Source organism: Echinicola sp. 20G, from assembly GCF_015533855.1.
Classification (GTDB): Bacteria; Bacteroidota; Bacteroidia; order Cytophagales; family Cyclobacteriaceae; genus Echinicola.
Map to the genome: position 1 here is coordinate 3,524,426 of NZ_AP024154.1, position 22,813 is coordinate 3,547,238.

18 protein-coding genes are annotated in these 22,813 nt (G+C 39.5%); 11 read left to right on the plus strand and 7 right to left on the minus strand.

Annotated features, from left to right (window positions below; genetic code table 11):
* Nucleotides 1–171 precede the first annotated feature (171 nt).
* Nucleotides 172–1,695 carry a CocE/NonD family hydrolase gene (locus JL001_RS14485; protein ID WP_200977272.1) on the minus strand — a complete coding sequence of 508 codons (1,524 nt, stop codon included), beginning with the start codon at nt 1,693–1,695 and terminating at the stop codon, nt 172–174.
* Between the two features lie 439 nt (nt 1,696–2,134).
* Entirely contained in the window at nt 2,135–3,673 is a 1,539-nt protein-coding gene (locus JL001_RS14490; RefSeq protein ID WP_200977274.1) for a SulP family inorganic anion transporter, read from the minus strand.
* Between the two features lie 598 nt (nt 3,674–4,271).
* Between JL001_RS14490 and JL001_RS14495 the strand changes: the two genes are divergently transcribed.
* Complete coding sequence (locus tag JL001_RS14495; protein WP_200977276.1) at nt 4,272–4,484, plus strand: class I SAM-dependent methyltransferase; 213 nt, start codon at nt 4,272–4,274, stop codon at nt 4,482–4,484.
* 93 nt (nt 4,485–4,577) lie between these two features.
* On the plus strand, nt 4,578–4,784 hold the full coding sequence (locus tag JL001_RS14500) for a YwbE family protein (RefSeq protein ID WP_200977278.1): 207 nt from the start codon (nt 4,578–4,580) through the stop codon (nt 4,782–4,784).
* A gap of 33 nt (nt 4,785–4,817) precedes the next feature.
* Here the strand turns inward: JL001_RS14500 and JL001_RS14505 are convergent, their stop codons facing one another.
* The 4 genes from JL001_RS14505 to JL001_RS14520 all read right to left on the minus strand — a co-directional run bounded on the left by JL001_RS14505 (nt 4,818) and on the right by JL001_RS14520 (nt 10,103).
* Entirely contained in the window at nt 4,818–5,249 is a 432-nt protein-coding gene (locus JL001_RS14505; protein ID WP_200977279.1) for a hypothetical protein, read from the minus strand.
* 126 nt (nt 5,250–5,375) lie between these two features.
* The gene (locus JL001_RS14510) at nt 5,376–7,775 is read right to left on the minus strand and encodes a glycoside hydrolase family 3 N-terminal domain-containing protein (RefSeq protein WP_200977281.1); all 2,400 of its coding nucleotides are present in this window, start codon (nt 7,773–7,775) and stop codon (nt 5,376–5,378) included.
* Nucleotides 7,776–7,989: 214 nt separating this feature from the next.
* A complete protein-coding gene (locus JL001_RS14515; protein ID WP_200977284.1) occupies nt 7,990–8,676 on the minus strand; it encodes a LytTR family DNA-binding domain-containing protein in 687 nt (228 codons plus the stop codon).
* Complete coding sequence (locus JL001_RS14520) at nt 8,676–10,103, minus strand: sensor histidine kinase (RefSeq protein ID WP_200977286.1); 1,428 nt, start codon at nt 10,101–10,103, stop codon at nt 8,676–8,678. Before JL001_RS14520 ends, JL001_RS14515 begins: the two co-directional genes overlap by 1 nt.
* Nucleotides 10,104–10,446: 343 nt before the next feature.
* On the opposite strand from JL001_RS14520, the gene JL001_RS14525 reads away from it, so the two are divergent.
* Both JL001_RS14525 and JL001_RS14530 read left to right on the plus strand, forming a co-directional pair.
* Complete coding sequence (locus JL001_RS14525) at nt 10,447–11,469, plus strand: LacI family DNA-binding transcriptional regulator (protein ID WP_200977287.1); 1,023 nt, start codon at nt 10,447–10,449, stop codon at nt 11,467–11,469.
* A 140-nt stretch (nt 11,470–11,609) separates the two neighbouring features.
* On the plus strand, nt 11,610–11,822 hold the full coding sequence (locus tag JL001_RS14530; RefSeq protein WP_192011425.1) for a hypothetical protein: 213 nt from the start codon (nt 11,610–11,612) through the stop codon (nt 11,820–11,822).
* Nucleotides 11,823–11,897: 75 nt separating this feature from the next.
* On the opposite strand, the gene JL001_RS14535 is transcribed toward JL001_RS14530, so the two are convergent.
* Nucleotides 11,898–12,875 (minus strand): M23 family metallopeptidase, encoded by a 978-nt coding sequence (locus JL001_RS14535; RefSeq protein WP_200977289.1) that lies wholly within the window; start codon nt 12,873–12,875, stop codon nt 11,898–11,900.
* A gap of 133 nt (nt 12,876–13,008) precedes the next feature.
* Between JL001_RS14535 and alaS the strand changes: the two genes are divergently transcribed.
* From alaS to JL001_RS14570, 7 genes are all read left to right on the plus strand, one after another.
* Entirely contained in the window at nt 13,009–15,639 is a 2,631-nt protein-coding gene (gene alaS / locus JL001_RS14540; RefSeq protein ID WP_200977291.1) for an alanine--tRNA ligase, read from the plus strand.
* A gap of 95 nt (nt 15,640–15,734) precedes the next feature.
* A complete protein-coding gene (gene gatB, locus JL001_RS14545; protein ID WP_200977293.1) occupies nt 15,735–17,198 on the plus strand; it encodes an Asp-tRNA(Asn)/Glu-tRNA(Gln) amidotransferase subunit GatB in 1,464 nt (487 codons plus the stop codon).
* A 4-nt stretch (nt 17,199–17,202) separates the two neighbouring features.
* Nucleotides 17,203–18,321: a TlpA disulfide reductase family protein gene (locus JL001_RS14550; protein ID WP_200977295.1), complete on the plus strand. Its 1,119-nt coding sequence runs from the start codon at nt 17,203–17,205 to the stop codon at nt 18,319–18,321.
* 77 nt (nt 18,322–18,398) lie between these two features.
* Complete coding sequence (locus tag JL001_RS14555; RefSeq protein ID WP_192011430.1) at nt 18,399–18,866, plus strand: nucleoid-structuring protein H-NS; 468 nt, start codon at nt 18,399–18,401, stop codon at nt 18,864–18,866.
* 27 nt (nt 18,867–18,893) lie between these two features.
* Nucleotides 18,894–19,472 (plus strand): hypothetical protein, encoded by a 579-nt coding sequence (locus JL001_RS14560; RefSeq protein ID WP_192011431.1) that lies wholly within the window; start codon nt 18,894–18,896, stop codon nt 19,470–19,472.
* The gene (locus JL001_RS14565) at nt 19,469–20,311 is read left to right on the plus strand and encodes a hypothetical protein (protein WP_200977296.1); all 843 of its coding nucleotides are present in this window, start codon (nt 19,469–19,471) and stop codon (nt 20,309–20,311) included. The genes JL001_RS14560 and JL001_RS14565 overlap by 4 nt, the downstream gene beginning before the upstream one ends.
* On the plus strand, nt 20,298–22,748 hold the full coding sequence (locus tag JL001_RS14570; RefSeq protein ID WP_200977298.1) for a leucine-rich repeat domain-containing protein: 2,451 nt from the start codon (nt 20,298–20,300) through the stop codon (nt 22,746–22,748). The genes JL001_RS14565 and JL001_RS14570 overlap by 14 nt, the downstream gene beginning before the upstream one ends.
* Nucleotides 22,749–22,813 lie beyond the last annotated feature (65 nt).

Consider the following 22,813-nt stretch of genomic DNA (forward strand, 5'->3'; position numbering starts at 1 on the left):
TTTGATCGGCTTTTTTGTTCAAAAGCCGTATGAGGATTTATCTATCGTGTTGGTTGAAAACATAAAAAGAAGAGTTGTTTTTTGCTAATGCTAAGCTTCAAATAGGTTAAGTTATGCAAAGCCCTAACTATAATTGCCTCTCTGTTCTTGTATTGTTAAGGTTTTGGCATTCTATTCCTGAAGTTGTTTTAATCTGGCTGTGGCATTTTGGTTTTGAGGGTTTAAGCTCAAGGATTTTTTAAAATTTACTATGGCATTGTCTCTATCTCCAATGAACAAGTATGCCTCGGCCATGCTATCATAAAGATTGGCTGAATTGGGGTATAAATGAGTGGCCAATAAAAAGATATTTATCCCGTTTTGGGATGTTTCTGGATTAAAAGTCAGCTGAAGACCAAGGTTATTTAGTTTCCCTTCTGGCAACTGTATAGAGGGATGTTTTTGTTGGGTTTCCTTATAAAGTGCTTCAAGATCTTTATAGTCATGCTTTATAGCTAATTCGTGGAAATCCTGGAAAGTGAAAGACTTTTGTTGCGGTAGTTTTGTCTTAAGGTTTATCAATTCCTTTCTTATTCTATTTTGTTCAGGAGGGTTTTCCAAAAAGGCGAACCCATCTGCGTTGTTTTTCAGAAAAGCGTCCAGAAATTTTAAGGTATAAACGGAGACCCAACGATAAGACTCCATGATTTCGGCATCACTTTTATCCTGTCTTTTGTCTCTTTCCTGAAATAATACCCCTAAGGTGCTAAAGTAAGCATGGGTAAGATGGTTAAACTTTAACTGGTATGCCCGGCTATAAACAAGACTATCATAAAATTCAAACTGATGGTTTAATGCTGGATTGATATTATCCTCTTTCATAACCTCTTCGGAAATGTCCTTCTGTGCCATATGGATAAAAGGGATATCCACCTTTTTGATATCAAAAAATGGTGATTTTTTTAATGTATTGTACTGGTACTTGATACTGCCATCAAGGCTTACAATGGCTTTTATATTTTCGTTACGCATTTGGGAAAGGACATTGGACAACCCCCCAAAACTAAAGCCCATGGTGGCTATTTGATCAAGATCAGCATTAGGTAATAAGGATGCTTCTTTGATCAAAAATTCTATGTCCCTAGCTTGGGTTTCCATGTCCTTTTCTGTTCCTCCTTCCAAAAACCTGTTTTCTGTTCCTCGACTTGGACTTGATAGCACGATATAGCCATGGCTTGCCAAATAGGTACAAAGAGCAAAATTTTCTATGGATGAAGCTTGATAACTTGGAGCATAGACAATCACAGGGAATTTGCCATTTTTGGATTGAAGCCCAAAGTACGCGGTTGTTTGTTCTTTTAAGTGGTTTTGATTGGAGGTTGTATTGGCATAGTTGAACCAGTTTAATATTTGCTCATTGGGCAAGTATTCCCATTCTTCTTCCTCCTTTAGGATTTCCATATAACCCAGTACTTGCATCGGCTTGGTACCTTTTAACTTGTCTTTGGAGGGATACCAAATACTGATAGGTATTGGTCTAGGGATGGCATTGTTATTCCAGTCAAATATTCTTTTGTAAGTTCTAGTACTGTCAGAGGCCAAGTAATGTGTAAACCCAACGGTATGGCTTCCATGTTCCAAACCAATTTCTTTCAATGAAGTTTGTGCAAAGACTGAATTGGCTTCAAAAATTATCCAGATTAAGTATATGCACATTTTTATTTTAATATCCATTGGTCTTGGTTATTACGGTGCCTAATGCTAAATCTTGTTTGAAATGCCAACTTTGGTGCAGTAAGCTTTTGCATGTATTCTACAGGGAATTTAGAGAAGATACAGAGATATATTGATCGGTACAAACCCGTTCTTTACTCCAAGTATAGTGTCCTGTAAGGGTAGGAAGGCTTCCTGTAGTCCTAAGCGGCCTTCCTGTAAGTGATGTTAGTCTTCCTGTTGAAGAGGGAGTTTATATTTAGTTACAGGAAGGAGTGTGAGGTTTCAGGAGAAGTGGAGGGGATACCGGAAGAAGAACCGTTTTTAGGAACGAGCTTTGGTGGAGGTTGAGATATTGGGAATTTCTTACTTTTTTCAATGAAACATATAAAAAGCAGTGATTCGTTTAATTGCTGCTTTTTATATGTTTTGGAGAATCCGCTTAGTCCATTACAATTCTATAACTTGGATCATCATCGGCATAATTTACGTTGATGATTTTTTCGGCTTTTTCCAGTAAGCTTTTAGAGCTGGTGCTGAGGTGACGGATATAGACCGTTTTACCTACCTTATTGTACCTTTCGGTGACCTTATGAACAGCATCTATGCCAGAGTGATCGATGATTCTGCTTTCTGCAAAATCAATAATGATTTCTTCGGGATCATTGGTCGGGTCAAATTTTTCCCCAAAGGTCAAGGCAGACGCAAAGAACAATGGTCCATAAATTTCATAGTGCTTGACGCCTTTTTCATCTACCGTCTTCCTTGCTCGGATCATTTTGGAGTTTTCCCATGCAAATACCAAAGCGGAAATAATTACCCCGACTAAAACTGCCAAAGCCAGGTTATGCAAGAAGATAGTAACCAAGGTTACGACAATCATCACCAAAACATCCGTAAAAGGTACCTTCTTGAAAATCTTCAGCGATGCCCACTCAAAGGTGCCAATGGCCACCATAAACATCAAGCCTACCAAAGCGGCCATCGGAATCATTTCAATATAAGAAGAAAAGAAAAGGATAAAGGTCAACAAGCCACAGGCTGCGACGATACCTGATATTCTGTTTCTACCACCGGCGTTGACATTGATCAAACTCTGACCGATCATGGCACAACCACCCATGCCTCCAAAGAAGCCTGTGGTAACATTGGCCACACCTTGGGCGATGCATTCTTTATTTCCATTACCGCGTGTCTCGGTGATTTCATCTACCAAGGTTAGGGTCAAAAGACTTTCAATCAAACCAACACCGGCCATAATGGCGGAATAAGGCAAGACGGTCATAAAAGTGTCCCAATTTAGAGGAACCATAGGCAGATGGAACTCAGGAAGTCCACCTGAGATCGAGGCCATATCGCCCACGGTTCGGGTATCTACTCCGCCAAGGATGACAATGGCAGAAATTACTAAAATAGCAGCCAAAGCAGAAGGGATGACTTTAGTGACTTTAGGAAGAAACTTGATGATCACCATGGTTAGTACCACCAAGCCCAGCATGATGAACAAAGGAGGTCCGGTGATCCACTCCTTCACGCCAGGACTTGTCTGGATTTTAAATTGTTCAAATTGTGAGGTGAAGATGATCACTGCTAGCCCATTGACAAACCCATACATAACTGGATGAGGTACTAGTCGGATCAGCTTTCCAAGCTTAAGAACGCCTACAAGGATTTGTATTGCGCCCATCAGAATTACCGAAGCAAAGAGGTATTCTACACCGTGGCTGACCACTAGCGCTACCACTACAACCGCTATTGCTCCAGTAGCACCAGATATCATGCCCGGTCTACCACCAAGAATAGCCGTGATTAAACCAATAAAAAAGGCAGTGTAAAGGCCTATTAAGGGTGATACTTGAGCAATCAATGAAAAAGCTACTGCTTCCGGCACCAAGGCCAAGGCTACAGTTAATCCAGAAAGTACTTCATCCTTGAGGCTTGACTCCTTTGGACGAAATAGGTTAAAGAACATTTGTGTCATGTCTTTGCTATTTTATTTGATATAGTTTGTATTGTGTTTTTTTGGGTACGCGATTATGGCTAATATCTTTTGGATATTGAAGTTTAAAAAAGAAAACCAGCCCATCAGGGTGGAGTGGGGATGGGTTTTATTACTTTGCAGTCTTTCATATGCCTTGCAAAGGTAATTAATTTTTTCTGAAACAGAATTTTATTTCAAAAACTCAAGATGTCTTGGTTTGGGTTGTTGGGGTCTACTAGGAAGGAGTGTTGGGCTTTTTCTATAATTGTTGATTTTTTTAAATCTGGATTAATGATTTATTACTTTTTTAATATGAAAACAGGCTCGTTTTTGATGTCAATTTAAAAAAGATAATAGGAGTAATGGTAGCTCTGATCCAATTTTTGTTTTGTGATGGAGCCTGAGATCTTTCTGGTTTAAAATGACTTTAGATCGTTTTACTTCTCATGAACTTTGGCAAATGAAGTTTCTAGTTCTGGTTGTTGATTTAAATAAAGCCCACTGTGTTAAAATAAAAGTTAAAATATTATCACTTGTAAGGTCTTTTTGTTGATTGGAGACTGCGATAATTTCGGTCTGCAATTATGGTCGAACCCTTATGGCCTCGCTAAAGCGCTTTGAAACAAGCTGGTCACAATTCAAGGATCAATATGATGAGCGTTTCTATAGAATGTGGAAATATTATCTTTCTTCTTGCGCCGGGTCCTTTCGTGCAAGGAAGAACCAATTGTGGCAAATTGTGATGGTCAAGGAAACTTTTAAAGGAGACTATAAGGCTATTAGAAATCTGCAAAGAAAACCTACTGCGTGAATGTTAGCCAGGTTAATAATTCCACATAAATTAGAAAGTGTGTGAGCGGAAGATTTTGTAGTTTTGGACTTTTAAAATCAAAAGAAGCTGATCATGCTGGATGGTAAAAAAAGAAGTGATATCAAAATTGGAGACCTGGTAGAAGTGGTCCAAAAGCACCACCAAAGAACAGGTGAACTCACAGAGGGGCTGGTAAAAAGAATTCTGACCAAATCACCTAATCATCCACATGGGATCAAAGTGCAGTTGGATACAGGAGAGGTAGGAAGGGTGAAAAACATAATTAAGGAGGAAGACTAAAAAAGGAGCCCTAAAGCTCCTTTATTATATTTCTTACATCCATGCATCCCAAGGGATTCTGGACAATATCAGTATCAATGCAATACCATAGAACATATAAAGGCTCCTAAACCTTGATCTGCTGACACTTAATTTTTTTGCCCTGCTATAACCAACGGTGATCAGGATAATGGCTATTATGTTGATCAAAGGGTGCTCAAGTGCATAAAGACGGCTCACAGGATCACCCATAGCATTACCACTAGAAAGGTTCGAAAAACCAAGTGGGCTGAGGAAATAGATGGCGATACCGGCTAAAAGCTGAATGTGTGCAGGAATCAGACCAATGAGGCCGAATTTCCTGTCTTTGTCTGTAAATTCTCTATTGCTCAATGCACCGATCAAGGCATAAATAAAAACAATAGCTAATCCGGCCAGCACTAAATAAGCCATTCCGGAATGGAGGTGTTGAATTCCTGTTTGCATGTTGTCTCTTCAAATGTTTTGCGGTTCAAATTAACGCAAATCTTAGGAGATTTTAAGGGATTTCCAGAATAAACTTGTATCCTGAAAACTCCCCGATTTATTTTACTATATAACCTGTGCGTCCAGCTATTCAAGAATTTCAAATTCTTGACGGAGTTTAATGTCTTCAGAGCTACTTCCTATCATTACTTCAAACAGGCCTGGTTCTACTGTCCAATTCATGTTTTTGTCCAACAATTCCAAATCATCAGGACCTATGGTGAAGGTAACTGTTTTGGTTTCTCCTGGTGCAAGTGCTACCCTCTCAAAACCCCTTAACTGACTGACATAAGTAGTGACACTGCTGTATTTGTCTTTGATATACAGCTGAGCTATTTCATCCCCTTTCATTTTACCCGAATTGGTAATGTCAAATGAAACTTCAATCGTGCCCTTAGAGTGTTGCTGAGAATGGCTGAGAGTTAGGTTTTCGTAGTCAAAGCTGGTGTAGCTTAAACCATAACCAAATGGATACAAGGGGCCAATTACGGCAGTGTTTCCATATCCATTAGGGCCAGATCCTGGTTGGCCAGCATGAGAACCCGGTTTGAAAGGGAAATTGAGCTCTATTTGACCAATACTCTTAGGGAAGGTTACTGGTAACTTTCCGCCAGGGTTATAATCACCGAAGAGGGTTTCAGCAATGGCTGTGCCTCCTTCGGCATTGGGGAACCAAGCCTCCAAAATTGCTGGAAGATATCTATTTTCCCAATTGATGGTCAGTGGCTGTCCATTGATCAAGACCAAAACAATAGGTTTTCCAGTGGCATGAAGCGCCTGCAGCAATTGCAGTTGTCTCCCTGGTAAATTAAGGCCAGTTCTGGATTTACTTTCACCACAACGTTTTTCATCTTGTCCCATGACGGCTATAACCACATCAGACTGTCTAGCTTGATCAACAGCCTTTTGGATCATGTTTTTCTCTTCGTCTGTGAGTGGGGTAGGGATGATTTCACTTTCAGGCCATGTGGCATCCACTACCTCACAACCCTTTTCAAAAGTGATGTTGGCAGCATCACCTACATACTGTTGGATTCCTTCAAGTACATTGGTTACCTCTATATTCTGGGGGCCATATCGGCTTACATAAGCCGTTTCATCCTCTGCCAATGGTCCAGTAACCATAATGTTTTTCAGGGAAGTTAGGTCAAGAGGAAGTAGGTTATTTTCATTCTTTAGTAATACCAATGACTCCCTGGCCATCTGCATGACGAATTCTTTTGCATCTGCATCCGCTACAATTTTATCAGCAGCTTTTGGGTCTTTTACATAGGGAGAGTCAAAAAGTCCTAGCTCAAATTTCACTCTTAGTACATCACTGACATTTCTATCCAGGGTTTCCATCGATAGCTTACCCTCTTCCACCAATTCCCTCATGGGCATTATAAAATCCTGTGGAGGCGTAAAATGTGTACGAACATTGAGTCCTGCTTCTGCGACTTGGCGGATGCCATCTTTATAAGAAGTGGCTACATGGTGTTTGGAGTGTACAAACTCTACCGCCTCACTGTCAGAAACAACATATCCCTTGAATCCATACTGTTGGCGCAAAAGTTCTGTAAGAAAATAATGGCTGGCACTTACAGGTTCTCCGTCCCAATCATTATAACTGCTCATCACACCCCAAGGATGGGATTCGCGGATAATTTTACGGTAGGGATAAAGGTAAAGCTGGTGCATTTCCCTTGGGGCCAAATGAGGATCAGTTCTGGCATAACCATCTCGGCCACCTTTGGGAACACTGTAAACTGCATAATGTTTCAATGTCGCAGCCATGCCCTGAGATTGGATTCCTTCAACCATTTGCTGCCCTAAAGCAGTAACATGAAAGGGGTCTTCTCCATAACATTCCAATACACGGCCCCATCTTGGATCTCTGGCCAAGTCAAGAATTGGAGCGTAAAGGTTGGTATAGCCAAGTGCTTTGCCTTCTCGTCCAGCAATGATTCCAGCTTTTCTTACCAATTCTTTGTTCCAAGTACTTCCAATGGCAATAGGGGCTGGAAATGGAGTAGCCTGGTCATGGTTCAGGCCATGGATGGCTTCATTGGAAAAGTCTACTGGGATGCCCAACCTTGTTTCTTCCACAAACCAATGTTGTATGGTATTGATGGCTTCAGCATGTTTGCTGTAAGGAAAGGAATATTGGGTTTTTCTAAGCCCATTGAGTTGTTCATCGATATTTGCAATACCGTCTTTCCAAACTTCATTTTTCCATTCTGGAGTAGGAAGTTCATCAGCCAAGACCCTTTTATAACCATATAGGGTGGCCATTTGGCAGGTCTTTTCATTCAAGTTCATTTGGCTGAGCAAATCCTTGATTCGTTTATCTACCGGCTGTGATGGGTCTTCATAGATGTCTTTTTGTCCATTTTTATTGAAATCTATCCAGTCTTTATGATAGATGTTTTTTTGTTGGGCTTTCAAACTGCCCATGGTGCCAAGGAATATTGCCAGGCCTACGGACAGTCGGTGAATGATTTGCATAAATAAATAGCTTTAGTCTTTTGGTAATTGGCTTACTGGAAATTACTGGATCATCAATCAAAAGAGAAGGTGGGCTTCACTAAAGGGATTTCGATATACACTAAGTAACTTCCTGAAGTTAAAATTAGTCAAAATTAGGAGACTAGTATCAATAAATAGTCCAATAGGACTATTTATTGATAGCCATAGATGAATTACGCAATCTGGAATGTGTTTAATTGATAGGATTTAGGTTCAGGTTATCCGCATAGCTGCTGCCAATTGGAACGGTATGTTTTCCAAGGGATAGTTGGTGCCTTTCCACTTTATCAATTTTTGATTTGTGTACGATAAAAGACCGATGTATCCTACAAAAATCCTCAGGCAAGAGATTTTCGGCTTCCTGAAAGGTCATTCTCGTCATGATTTTGCTGTCGACAGTTTGAAAGGTGACATAGTTTCCTGAAGCCTCCAGGAACAAAATGTCATCTAACAGGACCTTTACTTGCTCATAACCTGTTTTCAAAAACAAAGAGGTAACCTTATCAGGTCCTTTTTGGTTTTTCAGCATCCAAAGCTCATTGGCTTTGGTACAGGCTTTGGTAAATCGTGCCAAGGAAAATGGTTTGAGCAGGTAATCAATGGCATCCAATTCAAAACTTTTTACCGCATGCTCGGAATAAGCAGTAGTAAAAATGATCATGGGCTTTTTAGCTGGTAAAGTAGCGAATTCCATTCCTGAAATATCAGGCATCTTGATGTCCAAAAATATCAAGTCAACAGGGTTGACCTGCATATAATCCAAGGCCTCAAATGCATTGGTGAAGTTTTTTTGAAGGGAGATAAAGCTCACCTTGGAAGCATGGCTTTTGATCACTTCCAAGGCAAGGGGTTCATCATCTATGGCAATGGCTTTTAGCATTAGCTTTTGTTCAATTGGATAGATAAATGTACAAAATATTCCAAATCATTTTCCCGTATCACGAGTTCGTAGCGATTAGGATAAAGTAAGTTGAGTCTCTGACGCACATTATTAAGTCCAATTCCGGAAGGGACATTCTCGGGATCTTCTTCGCTTTTGCGGTGGATACTATTATTAATGTCCAAGTGAAGTGAACCTTCAAGGCACCGAAGGTTGATCTTGACCCATGATTTTTTCTGCAAGCTAATTCCATGTTTGAAGGCATTTTCAATGAAGGGGATCAGCAGCATGGGGGCTATATTTCCTTTGCAATGCTCTTCTTTTCGGCTAAATAGAATGTCAATGTTTTCTTGCTCTTGAATTCTGAGTTCCTGTAAATCTACGTAATTGATTAGATAGTCTATTTCCCTATTCAATGGGATGGCTTCCTGCGTATTTTCGTGGAGCATAAATCGCATCATGTCCCCCAGTTTCTGGACACTTTCTGAAGTTTTTTCGGCATTTTCCTGCAAGGAAATTCCATAGATAGTATTCAGGGCATTGAAGAGAAAGTGAGGATTGATTTGATTTCTTAGTTGTTTGAGATCTGTAGTCTTTTCCTCCAGCTGGACATTTAAAGTATCAAGGGTTTCAATATGTTCCTGATATTTTTTGAAAATAGCATTTGAAGCCGGGTTAACAATCAGCATCAGGGCAGCCACAGAAACCACTCCCACCACAATAGCTTCCTCAGCTTCTGAAATACCAGCAATGATACCGAAGGTAATTAGCATTAAAATTGGTAATAGCCAATAATAGAAAAGTGCAGGTTTGTTTTTACCGATTTCCCTATTTCTGTAAACCAAAAAGTAGTTGTAAATGAATATGGCAATAAGCGCAGGAATGATGAAAATATAAATGACTGTAATTACATCATTGAAATTGCGGTGAAATTTAAATAGAAATATCGCTAAAAATGTATAAGCTGTAGTTAACCTTAGGATGTTATATGTAAAGTAACTAGGGTCTTTTCGGTTTAAAATAAGGTTTTTGAGAAAACTAGCAAGAATAAAATAGCCCGAATACAAAGCTACCCCAGAGAAATAAAAGGGGACAAAAGGATTTCTTCCTAAATCACTGCTGACGTAGAAGATGCCAACCAACAGCCAGGTAACAAAAAAAGATAAAAGTCCGAAGACTATCAACTTCCACATCTTTTTTTCTTTAAGGTAGAGTGGAATAATCTTCATATGCATTAGGTAAAAAGCCACAAACATAAAAGATGGCATAAAAATGTAGGCGAAGTAACGCGCCATTTGGTCGTTGTTATGCCCTAGGTTACCTATACCGACTTTTCCTCCGAGGATATTGCTCAGGATAATGAGAAAAAATGTGATCGATACGAGCCATAGCTCAATTTTTCTGAAATGTAGAGGTTTTTCTTTCATAAGTCTTGTTGTGCTAAAATCTTATGACAATGATAGTAGGTACCGATAGTTGTGACAAAAAAATGTGATCAACCTTGCTTATTATGGGATAAAAAAAGGTGACACAAAGGTCACCGTAACAGGGTTCTATAGGTTTTGATTTGATTTCTTTTTCAATGTGATGATCAAAGAAGCTCAAAATTATTTGTAGCTGCAAATGGTGATTTTCCGCAACCGATTGTGCAATCAATTTCGAAGTTACAGTTTATAAGCCGTCTAAATAATTTGACAAAAACTTTGGCTCTGAAGGCGACATTGCGTATGTTTCTGTTTGATATTTGATAAGATTAACTTAGGTAAATAAATGTCGGAGAAGCATCAATTGACACTGAAGGATATTGCACGGGAACTTGGCCTTGCTGTTTCTACGGTTTCTCGAGCGCTGAAGTCTCACCCAGACATCAGCAAGGAAACCATCAAGCTGGTAAAGGACTATGCAGAAAAGCATCATTATGTACCAAACCTGCTGGCAGTAAACTTTAGGAAAAGTAAAACTTTTAATATTGGCCTGATCATTCCAGAGTTGGTCCATCAGTTTTTCTCCTCTATCATTAGTGGAGTCATCAAGGAAGCCAATCAACATGGCTACAATGTCATGATTTGTCAATCCAATGAGCATGTGGATGATGAAAAGAAAGTAGCCCAAGCTTTATTAAATAGCCGTGTTGATGGTGTGATTATCTCTTTGTCCAATGAAACGGATGAGGTAAGTCACCTGAAGGAGTTTGTAGCTGCAGATATTCCTGTTGTTCAAGTGGATAAGATCAGTGATTCATTTGATACCCCAAAAGTTATCGTCAATGATTTTGCCGGGGCTTATCAGGCTGTTAGTCATTTTGTAAAATCTGGTTATCGTAAAATTGCGCATATCCGCGGTAGGTTAAATGTCCAACATTCCAACGAGCGTTTTCGAGGATATGCTGAAGCTATTAAAGATGAGGGGCTGAGCTATTCCGAAGATTATATCAAAGTATGTGACCAGTTGACTGAGGAGGAGGGGTATGAGTTTGCAGAACAATTGATGTCACTTCCAGAGCCTCCAGATGCTATTTTCTGTGTGACAGATTTAGTGGCTTTGGGTGTAATGAAGTACCTGCGAGAAAAAAACATACAAGTACCTGACCAAGTTGGAGTGATTGGTTTTAGCAATTGGAAGCTAGGAGAGATCATCAGCCCCACTTTAAGTACTGTTCATCAACCCGGTTATGAATTGGGTGAAAAAGCTACAGAACTACTATTGGACAAAATTGTCAATGGGATGGATAGTCCCAATCAGACGGTGGTCTTGAATGCCGATTTAATTGTTCGTGAGTCAGTGAAAAATTAACCTGCTGTTGATGGTCGATATTGACTTTAAACGACTTGGTAATTAATGGATAATAAATACATAACAATTTGATAACTTTAGTGTCGGAAAATTATGTAGTTGATTAAAAGAAAGTTATCTTCGGGCAAATTGTAGCGAACATGGAAACAGGATTTACCCTCTTGATGCTGACTTTTGTTTATGGTTTGTGTCTACTTTCTTTCTATCCAGAAAAGTATTTCAAAAAGATTAGTTATAAGTATTCTCATCAAGAAGCTCCTGATTACAAGAAATTTAGGTTTAGTGAGCCTTTCTTTTTTAGTTTTTTAGGAGGGTATTTGTTGGCCTTTACAGTAGTGTTGTTAATGTTTTAAATAGAAAAAAGATAAATGAAAAAGGGCATGTTTTGATTTCCAAAACATGCCCTTTTTCATTACGAGGTGTTGTAATTATGACAGTGATTGGTTTTCTCTGGAAGCCAATTCAAGTATTTTGTCAAACTCTGAAGGTTCCAAATCTTTGAAGAAGTAGTTGACTGGATTGATCCTACGACCGTCCTTGATAACCTCATAATGGACATGAGGAGCAGTAGATGAACCTGTGTTGCCCACCGTGCCAATCAAGTCACCTCTCTTGACTGTTTGCCCTCTTTTTACTTTGAATTCATTCATATGGCCATACCTAGTTTGGAAACCGAAACCATGGTCAATGACAATTGACTTTCCGTAACCTCCAAATTCAGTTTTTACCTGAATTACCTTACCATCTCCGGTGGCATAAATGGGGGTTCCTTTAGGGGCAGAAAAGTCTATACCAGCATGCATTTTGCGTACTTTTAAGATAGGATGGAGGCGCACTCCAAATCCCGAAGCAAGTCTTTTGAGGTCTTCATTATGAACAGGCTGGATAGCAGGGATAGAAGCCCAATACTCTTCTTTATTGAGGGCTTTTTCTGCCAATTCATCATAAGAAAGAGACTGTACATACATTTGCTTTTTCAGCTTCCCTACATTTTCCATTACGCCTACGATAAGGTCTTCTTGTCGGAGGCCTTTTTCCTTTAAATCCCTGAACCGATCACTTCCGCCATATCCTGCTTCCCTGATCGATGAAGGAATGGGCTCTGATTCAAAAATGACGCGATAGAGATTGTCATCCCTGTCCTTAAGGTCCGCCATCATATCGTTCAAACGGGTGACCTCAGTATCCATCATTTCATAATAGAGCTTGAGTTCTTCATTTTCCTTTTTCAAAAGGAGTTCTTTTGGACTGTCAAAGTAGTAGCTAAAGACCAACAAAATGCCTACTGCTAGCAAAGAGGATAATGACAGGAAACCTAAAACCCCTAAAAGTACATCCCATTTACTCTTGGTGTATCTTTCATATTTACAGGTTTTAGGATCGTAGTAATATTTTATTCTACTCATTATTAATTGAATGGTATTTCTCCTATTTTTGTAGCCCTATGATTGGCCGTTGGGTAAACTATGCTCGTGTGTTAACACGCCAATATAGACAATCAATTGTATTATCCGAAATAAATTAAGCATAACTCTTTACATGGACGCTAAAAGAATCAGAAGCACTTTTATAGAGTACTTCCAATCCAAGCAACACCAATTTGTACCTTCTTCACCTATCGTGGTCAAGAATGATCCTACCTTGATGTTTACCAATGCAGGGATGAACCAGTTCAAGGACTTCTTCTTGGGTAACGAGACTCCCGCCTACACTAGGGCCACTAACAGTCAAAAGTGTTTAAGAGTTTCTGGGAAGCACAATGATTTGGAAGAAGTAGGAGTGGATACCTATCATCATACCATGTTTGAAATGCTGGGTAACTGGTCTTTTGGAGATTACTTTAAAAAAGAAGCCATTGCTTGGTCTTGGGAACTATTGACCGAAATCTACAAACTTCCGATTGAAAGATTGTATGTGACCGTATTTGAAGGGGATAAAGGTGATGGACTGGATAAGGACATGGAAGCCTTTGATATGTGGACTGCTCACGTGGACAAAGAAAGGATTCTTTTTGGGGACAAAAAGGATAATTTTTGGGAAATGGGCGATATAGGGCCATGTGGGCCTTGCTCTGAAATCCACATTGACTTAAGACCGGAAGAGGAAATCAAAGCAGTTCCGGGAAAAGACTTGGTTAATGCTGATCATCCTCAAGTAATAGAAATTTGGAACTTGGTATTTATTCAGTTTAACAGGCAGGCCAATGGCAGTCTTTCTGAATTGCCAGCCAAGCATATTGATACAGGAATGGGCTTTGAACGTTTGGTGCGTGCCATTCAGAATAAGTCATCGAACTATGATACGGATGTTTTTACGCCGTTTATTGAAGCTGTAGAAGCAAAGTCTGGCAAGAAATATGGCCAGGATGAAAAGATAGATATCGCTATTAGGGTTATTGTAGACCACATCAGGGCCATTTCTTTTACCATTGCAGATGGCCAGCTGCCCTCCAACAATAAAGCAGGCTATGTCATTCGCCGAATCCTCAGAAGAGCGGTACGTTATGGTTATACTTTCCTAGGTTTTAACAAACCTTTCTTGTACGAGCTGCTTCCGTTGCTTTCTGAGCATTTTGGAGAAATGTTTCCAGAGATTCCATCTCAAGAAGAGTTTATTTCTAAAGTGATCTATGAAGAAGAAGCTTCTTTCTTGAGAACTTTGGACAATGGCTTGAAAAGGCTTGACCAGATCAAGATTGACCTTGAAAGTAAGGGCGAAAAAGTGATTTCTGGTAAGGTGGCCTTTGAGCTTTATGATACTTTTGGTTTTCCATTGGATTTGACCTCACTGATTGCAAGAGAAAACGGAATTTCAGTAGACGAAAAAGGTTTTACTGAGGAGATGACCAAGCAGAAGGAAAGGTCTAGGGCTGCTGCTGAGCAAGAAACAGGGGATTGGATTTTGGTAGGTGATGATGCTGGTGTTCAGTTTGTAGGTTATGACAATTTGGAGTCTACTACCAATATTATCAAATACAGGGAAATCAAAGAAAAGAAAGGTACCAAGTATCAGTTGGTATTGGAGGAAACACCATTTTATGCTGAGAGTGGCGGACAAGTAGGGGATAGTGGTGTGTTGATTAGTGGTGAAGAAACCATAAAGGTGTTGGATACCAAAAAAGAGAATGACCTTATTGTGCATTTTGTGGAAAAACTTCCTCAAAATCCCTCGGCCAATTTCACGGCCAAGGTAAATGTGCCTCAGCGAGAATTGACTATGAACAATCACACCGCTACACATCTTTTGCATGCGGCGTTAAAAGAGGTATTGGGAGATCATGTTCAGCAAAAAGGCTCCTTGGTTAACGATCATTTGTTGCGATTTGACTTTTCTCATTTTAGCAAAATGACTGATGATGAAATTGCCCAAGTGGAGAGCATAGTCAATAAAAAGATCAGGGAGAATATTCCTTTGAAGGAACAAAGAAATGTGCCGATAGAGGATGCCAAGAATATGGGAGCCACGGCTTTGTTTGGAGAGAAATATGGAGAGTTTGTGCGTGTAATTACCTTTGGCCCTGATTATTCTGTAGAGCTTTGCGGAGGTACTCATGTTTCCTCAACCGGCAAGATTGGTCTTTTCAAGATTGTCTCTGAGGGATCCATTTCCTCAGGTGTAAGGCGTGTTGAAGCGATTACGGCAGAGGGGGCAGAGCAATATGTGAATTCCCAAATCAGCTTGGTAAAAGACCTGGAAGAGTTATTGAAGAGTCCTAAGGACTTGAAGAAGTCGGTTGAAAATTTACTTCAGGAGAGAAATGAGCTGAAAAAAGAAATTGAAGGGTTGCACCTTAAACAGGCAGGAGCGCTCAAGGATGATTTGGTTAAGGCCATCGAAAATGTAGAAGGTGTAAATCAATTGATTGCGAAGGTAAATCTACCTTCTGCGGATGCTTTGAAGAAATTGGCATTTGAATTGAAAAATGAAGTGGATCAACTAGTAGCTGTGATTGCTGCTGACATCAGTGGCAAACCTCAGATAGCAGTGGTAATTGCAGAAGAGTTGGTGAAAGATAAACAACTTAATGCAGGAGCTATGGTGCGCGATCTTGCTAAGGAAATACAAGGTGGTGGAGGCGGCCAGCCGTTCTTTGCAACTGCAGGTGGAAAAAAGGTGGAAGGACTTGATCAGGTCTTGGTCAAAGCAAAAGAAATGTTTTCTTCCATATAATCTGTTTTTAGAGGGTTTTTGATTTGGTTTTGGGGCAAAACTCTGCCATTTTTGGAAAACTAAAGCATAAAATTTAAAAGATTTAATATAGTAAAATGCCTTCACAGGAAATAAAAGATAAATATGAGTTAGTAGTTGGTCTTGAAGTTCACGTTCAGCTGCTGACCAACAGTAAAATGTATGCGGCCGATTCCACGGAATTTGGTAATCTGCCCAATACCAATATTTCAGTCATTACTCTTGGTCATCCTGGAACACTTCCAAAGGTTAATAAAAGAGCGGTGGAGTTTGCGATGAAATTGGGTTTGGCGTGTAACAGTGAAATTACTAGAACAAACATTTTTGCCCGAAAGAACTATTTCTATCCTGACCTTCCAAAGGGTTATCAGCTTACCCAAGATAAAAATCCGATCTGTGTAGGAGGATATGTTCCCGTGACTTTGGAAAAAAGTGGTGAAAAAAGAGAAGTGGAATTGACCAGGATCCACATGGAAGAGGATGCAGGAAAATCGATGCACTTGGCTGGAGAAGTAGATACCTTGGTGGATTACAACAGGGCAGGAGTCCCATTATTGGAGATTGTGACTGAGCCTTGCATTAAAACTTCGGAGGAGGCCTACCAGTTTATGGCAGAAATTCGTAAGCTTGTTCGCTACTTGGAGATTTGTGATGGTAATATGGAAGAAGGCTCCATGCGATGTGATGCCAATATTTCAATCAGGCTTAAGGGAGAAACAGAATTGGGTAAGAAAGTGGAGGTAAAGAACATGAACTCTTTCCGAAATGTCGCTAGAGCTATTGAGCATGAGTTTGATCGTCAGGTGGACATGTTGGAAAATAAGGAAAACATTGTTTCAGAAACCCGAACTTTTGATGCCACCACGGGCCTTACTGCTAGCATGAGGACCAAGGAAGACCTGAATGATTACCGTTATTTTCCTGAGCCAGATCTTAGCCCTGTAGTGATCTCAGAAGAATGGTTAGAGGGCATTAAAGTCAATATGCCATCCTTACCAAGAGAACTTCATCAGCGCTTTGTTGATGAATTCGGCTTGCCAGAATATGATGCCAATGTATTGACGGACACAAAAGAAATTGCTTTGTATTTCGAAGAGCTATGTAGTAAAACCAAAAACTATAAAGCCGCTTCCAACTGGATGATGGGACCTGTGAAGTCTTACTTAAATGAGCTGACTTTGCATATCGCTGATTTTCCAGTGAAACCACAGCATTTGGCCAGCTTGATTGCTTTGATTGATGAAGGAAAGGTGAACTTCTCAGTGGCATCTCAAAAAATATATCCTGAAATGATCAAGGATGCTTCTCAAACTCCTTTGGAGATTGCCCAAAAGCTGAACCTTATCCAGGAAAGTGATGAAGGGTCACTGAAGCCAATCATTGAAAGTGTTCTGAAAGAGAACCAAGCAAAAGTAGCAGAGTACAAATCTGGTAAAAAAGGTTTGATGGGAATGTTTATGGGACAGGTAATGAAAAGGTCCAAAGGTAAGGCAGACCCTAAAGTGGCTACAAAAATTTTAACCCAACTATTAGAAGAGTAATCAAATGACAAAGTTTAAATACATGGTATTCATGTCTGCACTGTTGTTAGTAGCGGCATGTTCCAGCGAAGTAAAGCAAGTAGAGTTTGATGGAGAAGTGATTATCAGTGGAAAGTTGGAGAATTTTCCTGAAGGGAACTTGGTCTTGTCAAAGTACTTGGATAATAGTGTTGAAGTTGTAGACACACTAGAAGTAACTAATAATGGGAAGTTTGAATATACCTTGAGCATAGAGGGGCCAAGCTTTTATGAACTTGACCTTTATGGAGAAAAACAAGTGAGACTTGCTTTGTATGAGGAAGATGTAACGATAGACTATGATTTTGACAATGAAGAAAGTTTGGTGCTTTCTGGATCATTTGATACAGAGCAAATCCATAAAGTGGATGAGCTTTCTCAAGAATATCAAGAAGAAATCAACAATTTGAATTCTGAATATTACGAGGCCTTGTCTGCTAAAGATGAGGACGCAGTGAAAGCCATTCAGAAAAAGGCGTTGGAGCTAGAGTCAAACCATGCCAACAAAGTTAAAAGTACCATCAACAGTATGAATGGCAGCTTTGCTGCTTTGGCGGCAGTGGGAATGCTGAACCCTAGAAATGATTTTTCCTATATCGATAGCTTGGTGACCGAGTTGGATAAAAAATATCCTGAAAACAAGATGATCGTAGGATTAAAACAACAATTGGATGAAATGCGCGCTTTGTCCATTGGTCAGCCCGCACCTGAGATCTCACTACCCAATCCAGAAGGGGACGTAGTAAGTCTTTCTGATTTCAAAGGCAAATATGTGCTGATTGATTTTTGGGCGGCTTGGTGTAAACCATGTAGGGAAGAAAACCCAAATGTGGTTCGACTCTACAATGAATACAAGGATAAAGGATTTGAAGTATTGGGCGTATCCCTGGATAGAAGTAAAGATGCTTGGGTAAAAGCCATTGAGGATGATAATCTCACTTGGACCCACATATCTGATTTGAAATATTTTAATTCTGAAGCAGCAGCCACCTATAAAATTAACGCCATTCCAGCTACCTATATGGTTGACCCTGAGGGTAAAATCATTGCAAAGGACTTAAGAGGTCCAAGTTTAGAAAATAAATTGAAAGAAATATTTCAATAATGGAATACTTTTTGATCATTCTGGATCAAGTTGGAAAAACTTAAATAACCATCGTAATAATAATTAATCTATCTAACATGAAAAAAAGAAGTCTAAAATCACCACTAAGCAGGCTACTGACTTTGGCACTATTTGGCTTATTGGCCATGGGCGCTTGTAAGAGTAAAAAGAAAGTAGTAGAAGCTGCTCCAGAACCAGCCCCTGTAGAAGAGCCAGCCCCGGCTCCAGCGCCCGCTCCAGCTCCAACTGCTGAGGAAGTAGCTGTAGGAAAACTTGAAAATTATTTTTCAGTAATCGCTAATGCAAGTAGCGTACAAAGTGCCAACAGCTCAATCCAAGAAGCTTTGAGTATGTTCTCAAATCAGAACACCCCTGTTTTGATAGTTATTCATGAGGAAAACGGTATCAAGGATTACGATCAGCCAACCACTATTGTTGACTATTTGAATTACTTGAAGGATACCAAGAAGAATTTGAACTTCATCAGTGACGTAAGATTGGATGGTAGCGGAAAAGTTACTGAATTGGAGCTTCGTCGTAGATAATATTAGAACTCAGAAAAGACCATAATCATGAAAAAACATATTCAAGCATTTATTCTACTGTTTTTTGCGACTACGCTTTTTGCAGCTGCGCAATCTGATAACATCAGCCCACAGAGAAAACAAGCCATTGATTCATTGGCTTTGGAAAAAGTAAAAGATCTTAGTAAATATATCAGCATCATTGGTAGCAAAGAAACGCAGTTTTCTGAAGCTAACAGAGTAATGGACAGAGCTGAAGAGCTTTTTGCTCCTGGTGCTGAAATGGGTGTTTCATCCATTAATTCCCAAGAAGTAGCTTACTATCCAGTAAGAAGATACTTCGAAAGGTTGATGGCATTGAACTATGACCGAGTGAACATCAGCTGGTATGATATTCACTATATTTCTGACCTTGAAAGACAGCCTGACGGTAGATACGTAGGAGTGGTAACCATCTATCAAAGATTTGAGGGTACTTCTGCTGAGACTGGTCTGAATTACAAGGACACCACAAAGAAAGATATCACAATCTATGTAGAGAAGAAACAAACTCAGGTAGCGGGTAGAACTATCGAGTTTTGGGATGTGATGCTGGGTGATATTAGAGTGACTGAAACTTCCGCATGAAGAAATTAAGCGTATTAGTACTATTATTAATTTCATCCATACAATTTGCACCGGGGCAGGGTTTATACGGCCCCGGGCAAGTTAAGGATGACGGCAGATTTGCTGCCTCAACCAAACAACTCAACCAGTTCTTTCGTCGATTCAACGCAGAAGAAAGCCAAGATGGATTGACAAGGTATTATGCTGGTGACGAAGAGTATCATAATAGGGAACTGAGGGAAAAATATATCAACCTACTTTTTGACAATCAAACCTCCAGCATTCCCCAAAATCTAAAACAGGAATTTGTCACTCTGGTCAACTCAGAGAATTATCCTCAATTTCTCAATTTCCACAGAGAGAATTGGTTTGCAGAGGTGTCTACCGTGTTCCTTTATAAAGGGAAGCGAGAGGATATAACCCTTTACATGAGGCTCCAGCCTGAAGGCTTGGGCTATGAATGGGTAATTGATAAGGTCTCATTTGATTCATTTAAAAACTTTTTTAACAAAGAAGAAGGAAAAGGAAAACCATTTCTTCATCCTCTAAGTCATGAGCTTGGGTTTATGAACTTAAGAAAAGCATTGCAGGACAGTAAAGAGCCGGAGGATTATACTCCTAAGGACTACAAACCTGATTATTTGACCATTTTTCTATATGAGATCAAAAATGGAAATATAAAGTTTGAAACGGTTAAAGGGGTGAGGTTTCACTTCTTTCAGATAGAGAATTGGTACTTCGAAGTATCACAGTTCAATCGTCCAGGGTTCAATACGGGATGGTTGATCAGCAGTTTGACGAAGTATCAGAATGAAGAAGAAAAAGAGGTTATTTTAAATTACATCTATGACCAAGAATAGATTTTATACAGTCCTTTTGTTTTTTCTGTTGGTTCCGTTTGTTTCCTTCGCTCAGGATATGGGCGGGTATTCAAAGCAGGAGATCAAGGATTTTTCTCAAAAGGTTGAAGATCAAATCCAGTTTTTGGAGTACTTTCTCAACACGGTAGGCAGTGAGCAAACACCTGCGCGTGATAAAGATGTTATCATAACTGAAAGTTATAAAAAGATTTTCAGGGACGGTAAAGTACAAGTAGAAGACGATTTGGTTTTGGATCGTCAGGTGATAACCAATAAGGATGTTCCTGCTTATCTTAAGGATGTGGAGTTTTTCTTTAAAGATGCCAGCTTTAAGTTTAAAGTAAGGGATGTAAAACCATTCTTGAGAGATAATGGCGAGTTGTCTTTTGTAGTGTCCATGGATCGCACACTTAATGCTACTGGTTTGGATAACGAAGAGATCGAAAACACCAAACCACGATTTGTAGAAGTCAATTTGGACAGGCAATCAAATGAACTGAAGATAGCGAGTATCTACACTACCAAGTTGAGCAGGGATAAGGAGTTGACAGAATGGTGGGGAACTCTTTCATTGGAATGGGAGACTTATTTCAGGGAAGAGTTTGATATGATGGATGATTCCATTACCGTTGAGCATTTGAACAAAATCAGTACTTTGGATAGCTTGGACTTGTCAGGTAATAGCTTGATTCAAGACCTTAGTCCTTTGGAGGCCTTGAGAGACTTAAAATATGTAGATATCAGTAACACCATGATCAGGGAGCTTGGGCCTATCAGTAATGTTACTTTCTTGAGTTACCTGGACGTGTCCAATACCCCGACATCTGATATTCAGTTTATCAAGTATTCAGAAAATTTAACCTTTCTGGACATATCCAATACGCTTATTGAAAATATAGATGAGCTGAGTTCTTTGAGTAATTTGAAAGTTTTGAAGGCCATTAATACTCCTTTGATGAGTTTTGCAGCCTTGAATTCTTTTGAGGCTTTGGAGGAGCTGAATCTGGAAAGAAGCGGTTTGAACAATGTTGAGAGCATTAATCAGTTGAAGGAGCTTAAGAAGCTGGATATTAAAGGCAATTACCTTATTAATTTCAATTTTCTGTCTGAGCTCGATAAATTGGAAGAGATTGACCTAAGCCAAACCAATATCAGTGATTTAGCACCCTTGGAAAAGTTGGAAAACTTAAAAGTGGTTAAGATCAATCAAACTGATGTAAACAGTCTCGGTCCGTTAGATGGTAAGAAAAGTTTGCAGACAGTTTATGCTGACCGAACCAATATATCCGAGAATCTTGCCGATGATTTTGCCAGGAAAAACAGGACAGTGCTGTTGATCCACAATGTTGAAAACCTTCAGACATGGTGGGACACTTTGCCTGATGGTTGGGAGTCAGTCCTTAGAAAGGAAATTGCTTTTGCAGGTGGAAATAATACTCCTTCAGTTGAGGAGATATCAAGGATTGTAAGTGTGGATTCATTGGACCTTTCAGGGAGTGAGATTATTAATTTGAGACCAGTTCTAAAATTTAAAAAGCTGATATCTCTCAAATTGGATGACACGAAAATACATGACCTAAGCCCATTAAGGGAATTAAAAACCTTAAAAAGGATTTCAGGAAATCGAAGTGCAGTGACAAATGTGGAGGATTTAGCAGGGTTGAAATCATTACAATCAGTTTCTCTGGACCATTCTTTGATAGCGAGTATTGAGCCTTTAAAGTCACTTAAGGATTTGGAGTTTTTAAATGTAGACGGAACAGAAGTTCCCCAATGGCAAGTTCAGGATCTATTGCAGGTGGTGCCAGATGTCAATGTTATCTTTAGAACTGATGAGCTTAAAGGTTGGTGGAATAGTTTGGATGGAGTTTGGAAAACTATTTTCGTTGAAGAATTTAACCTTTCCACTTCCCCAAATAAGAGAGAGTTACATCGATTGACTTCATCAAGAAGCATATCTATTGAAAAGAAAAGCATACAAAACCTTAGACCTCTGGTAGATTTCATCAATTTACAGACCTTGGAGATTTATGATGCTCCATTGAACGATATCAGTGATTTGACAAAATTTGAGATGCTAAGAAACCTTAAAATTACACAGGCACCTGTGGTAGGGTTAGAGCCTTTAGCCGGACTTAAAACTTTGGAAACATTAAATCTATCAAATACTGGTGTAGAAGATTTGAGACCGTTGGAAGGTTTAAAGGGCTTGAAGACGCTTATACTTTCAGGAACTGGAATTAAACGATTAAAAGGGTTAGAAGAGCTTTATGATTTGGAGGAGTTGGATATAGCCAGTACCAATGTCAGAAGCATCAATGATATCAAAGATCTCACCAATTTAAAACGATTGATCTGTTTTAATACGAGGATCAATAGTCGACAAATAGACAGCTTTAGGGAGTCAAACCCGGAATGTGATGTGAGGTTCTATTAAGAAAATTTTAAAACAAAAAGTCCCGAGATGTTATCATCTCGGGACTTTTTGTTTGTAGAAAAACT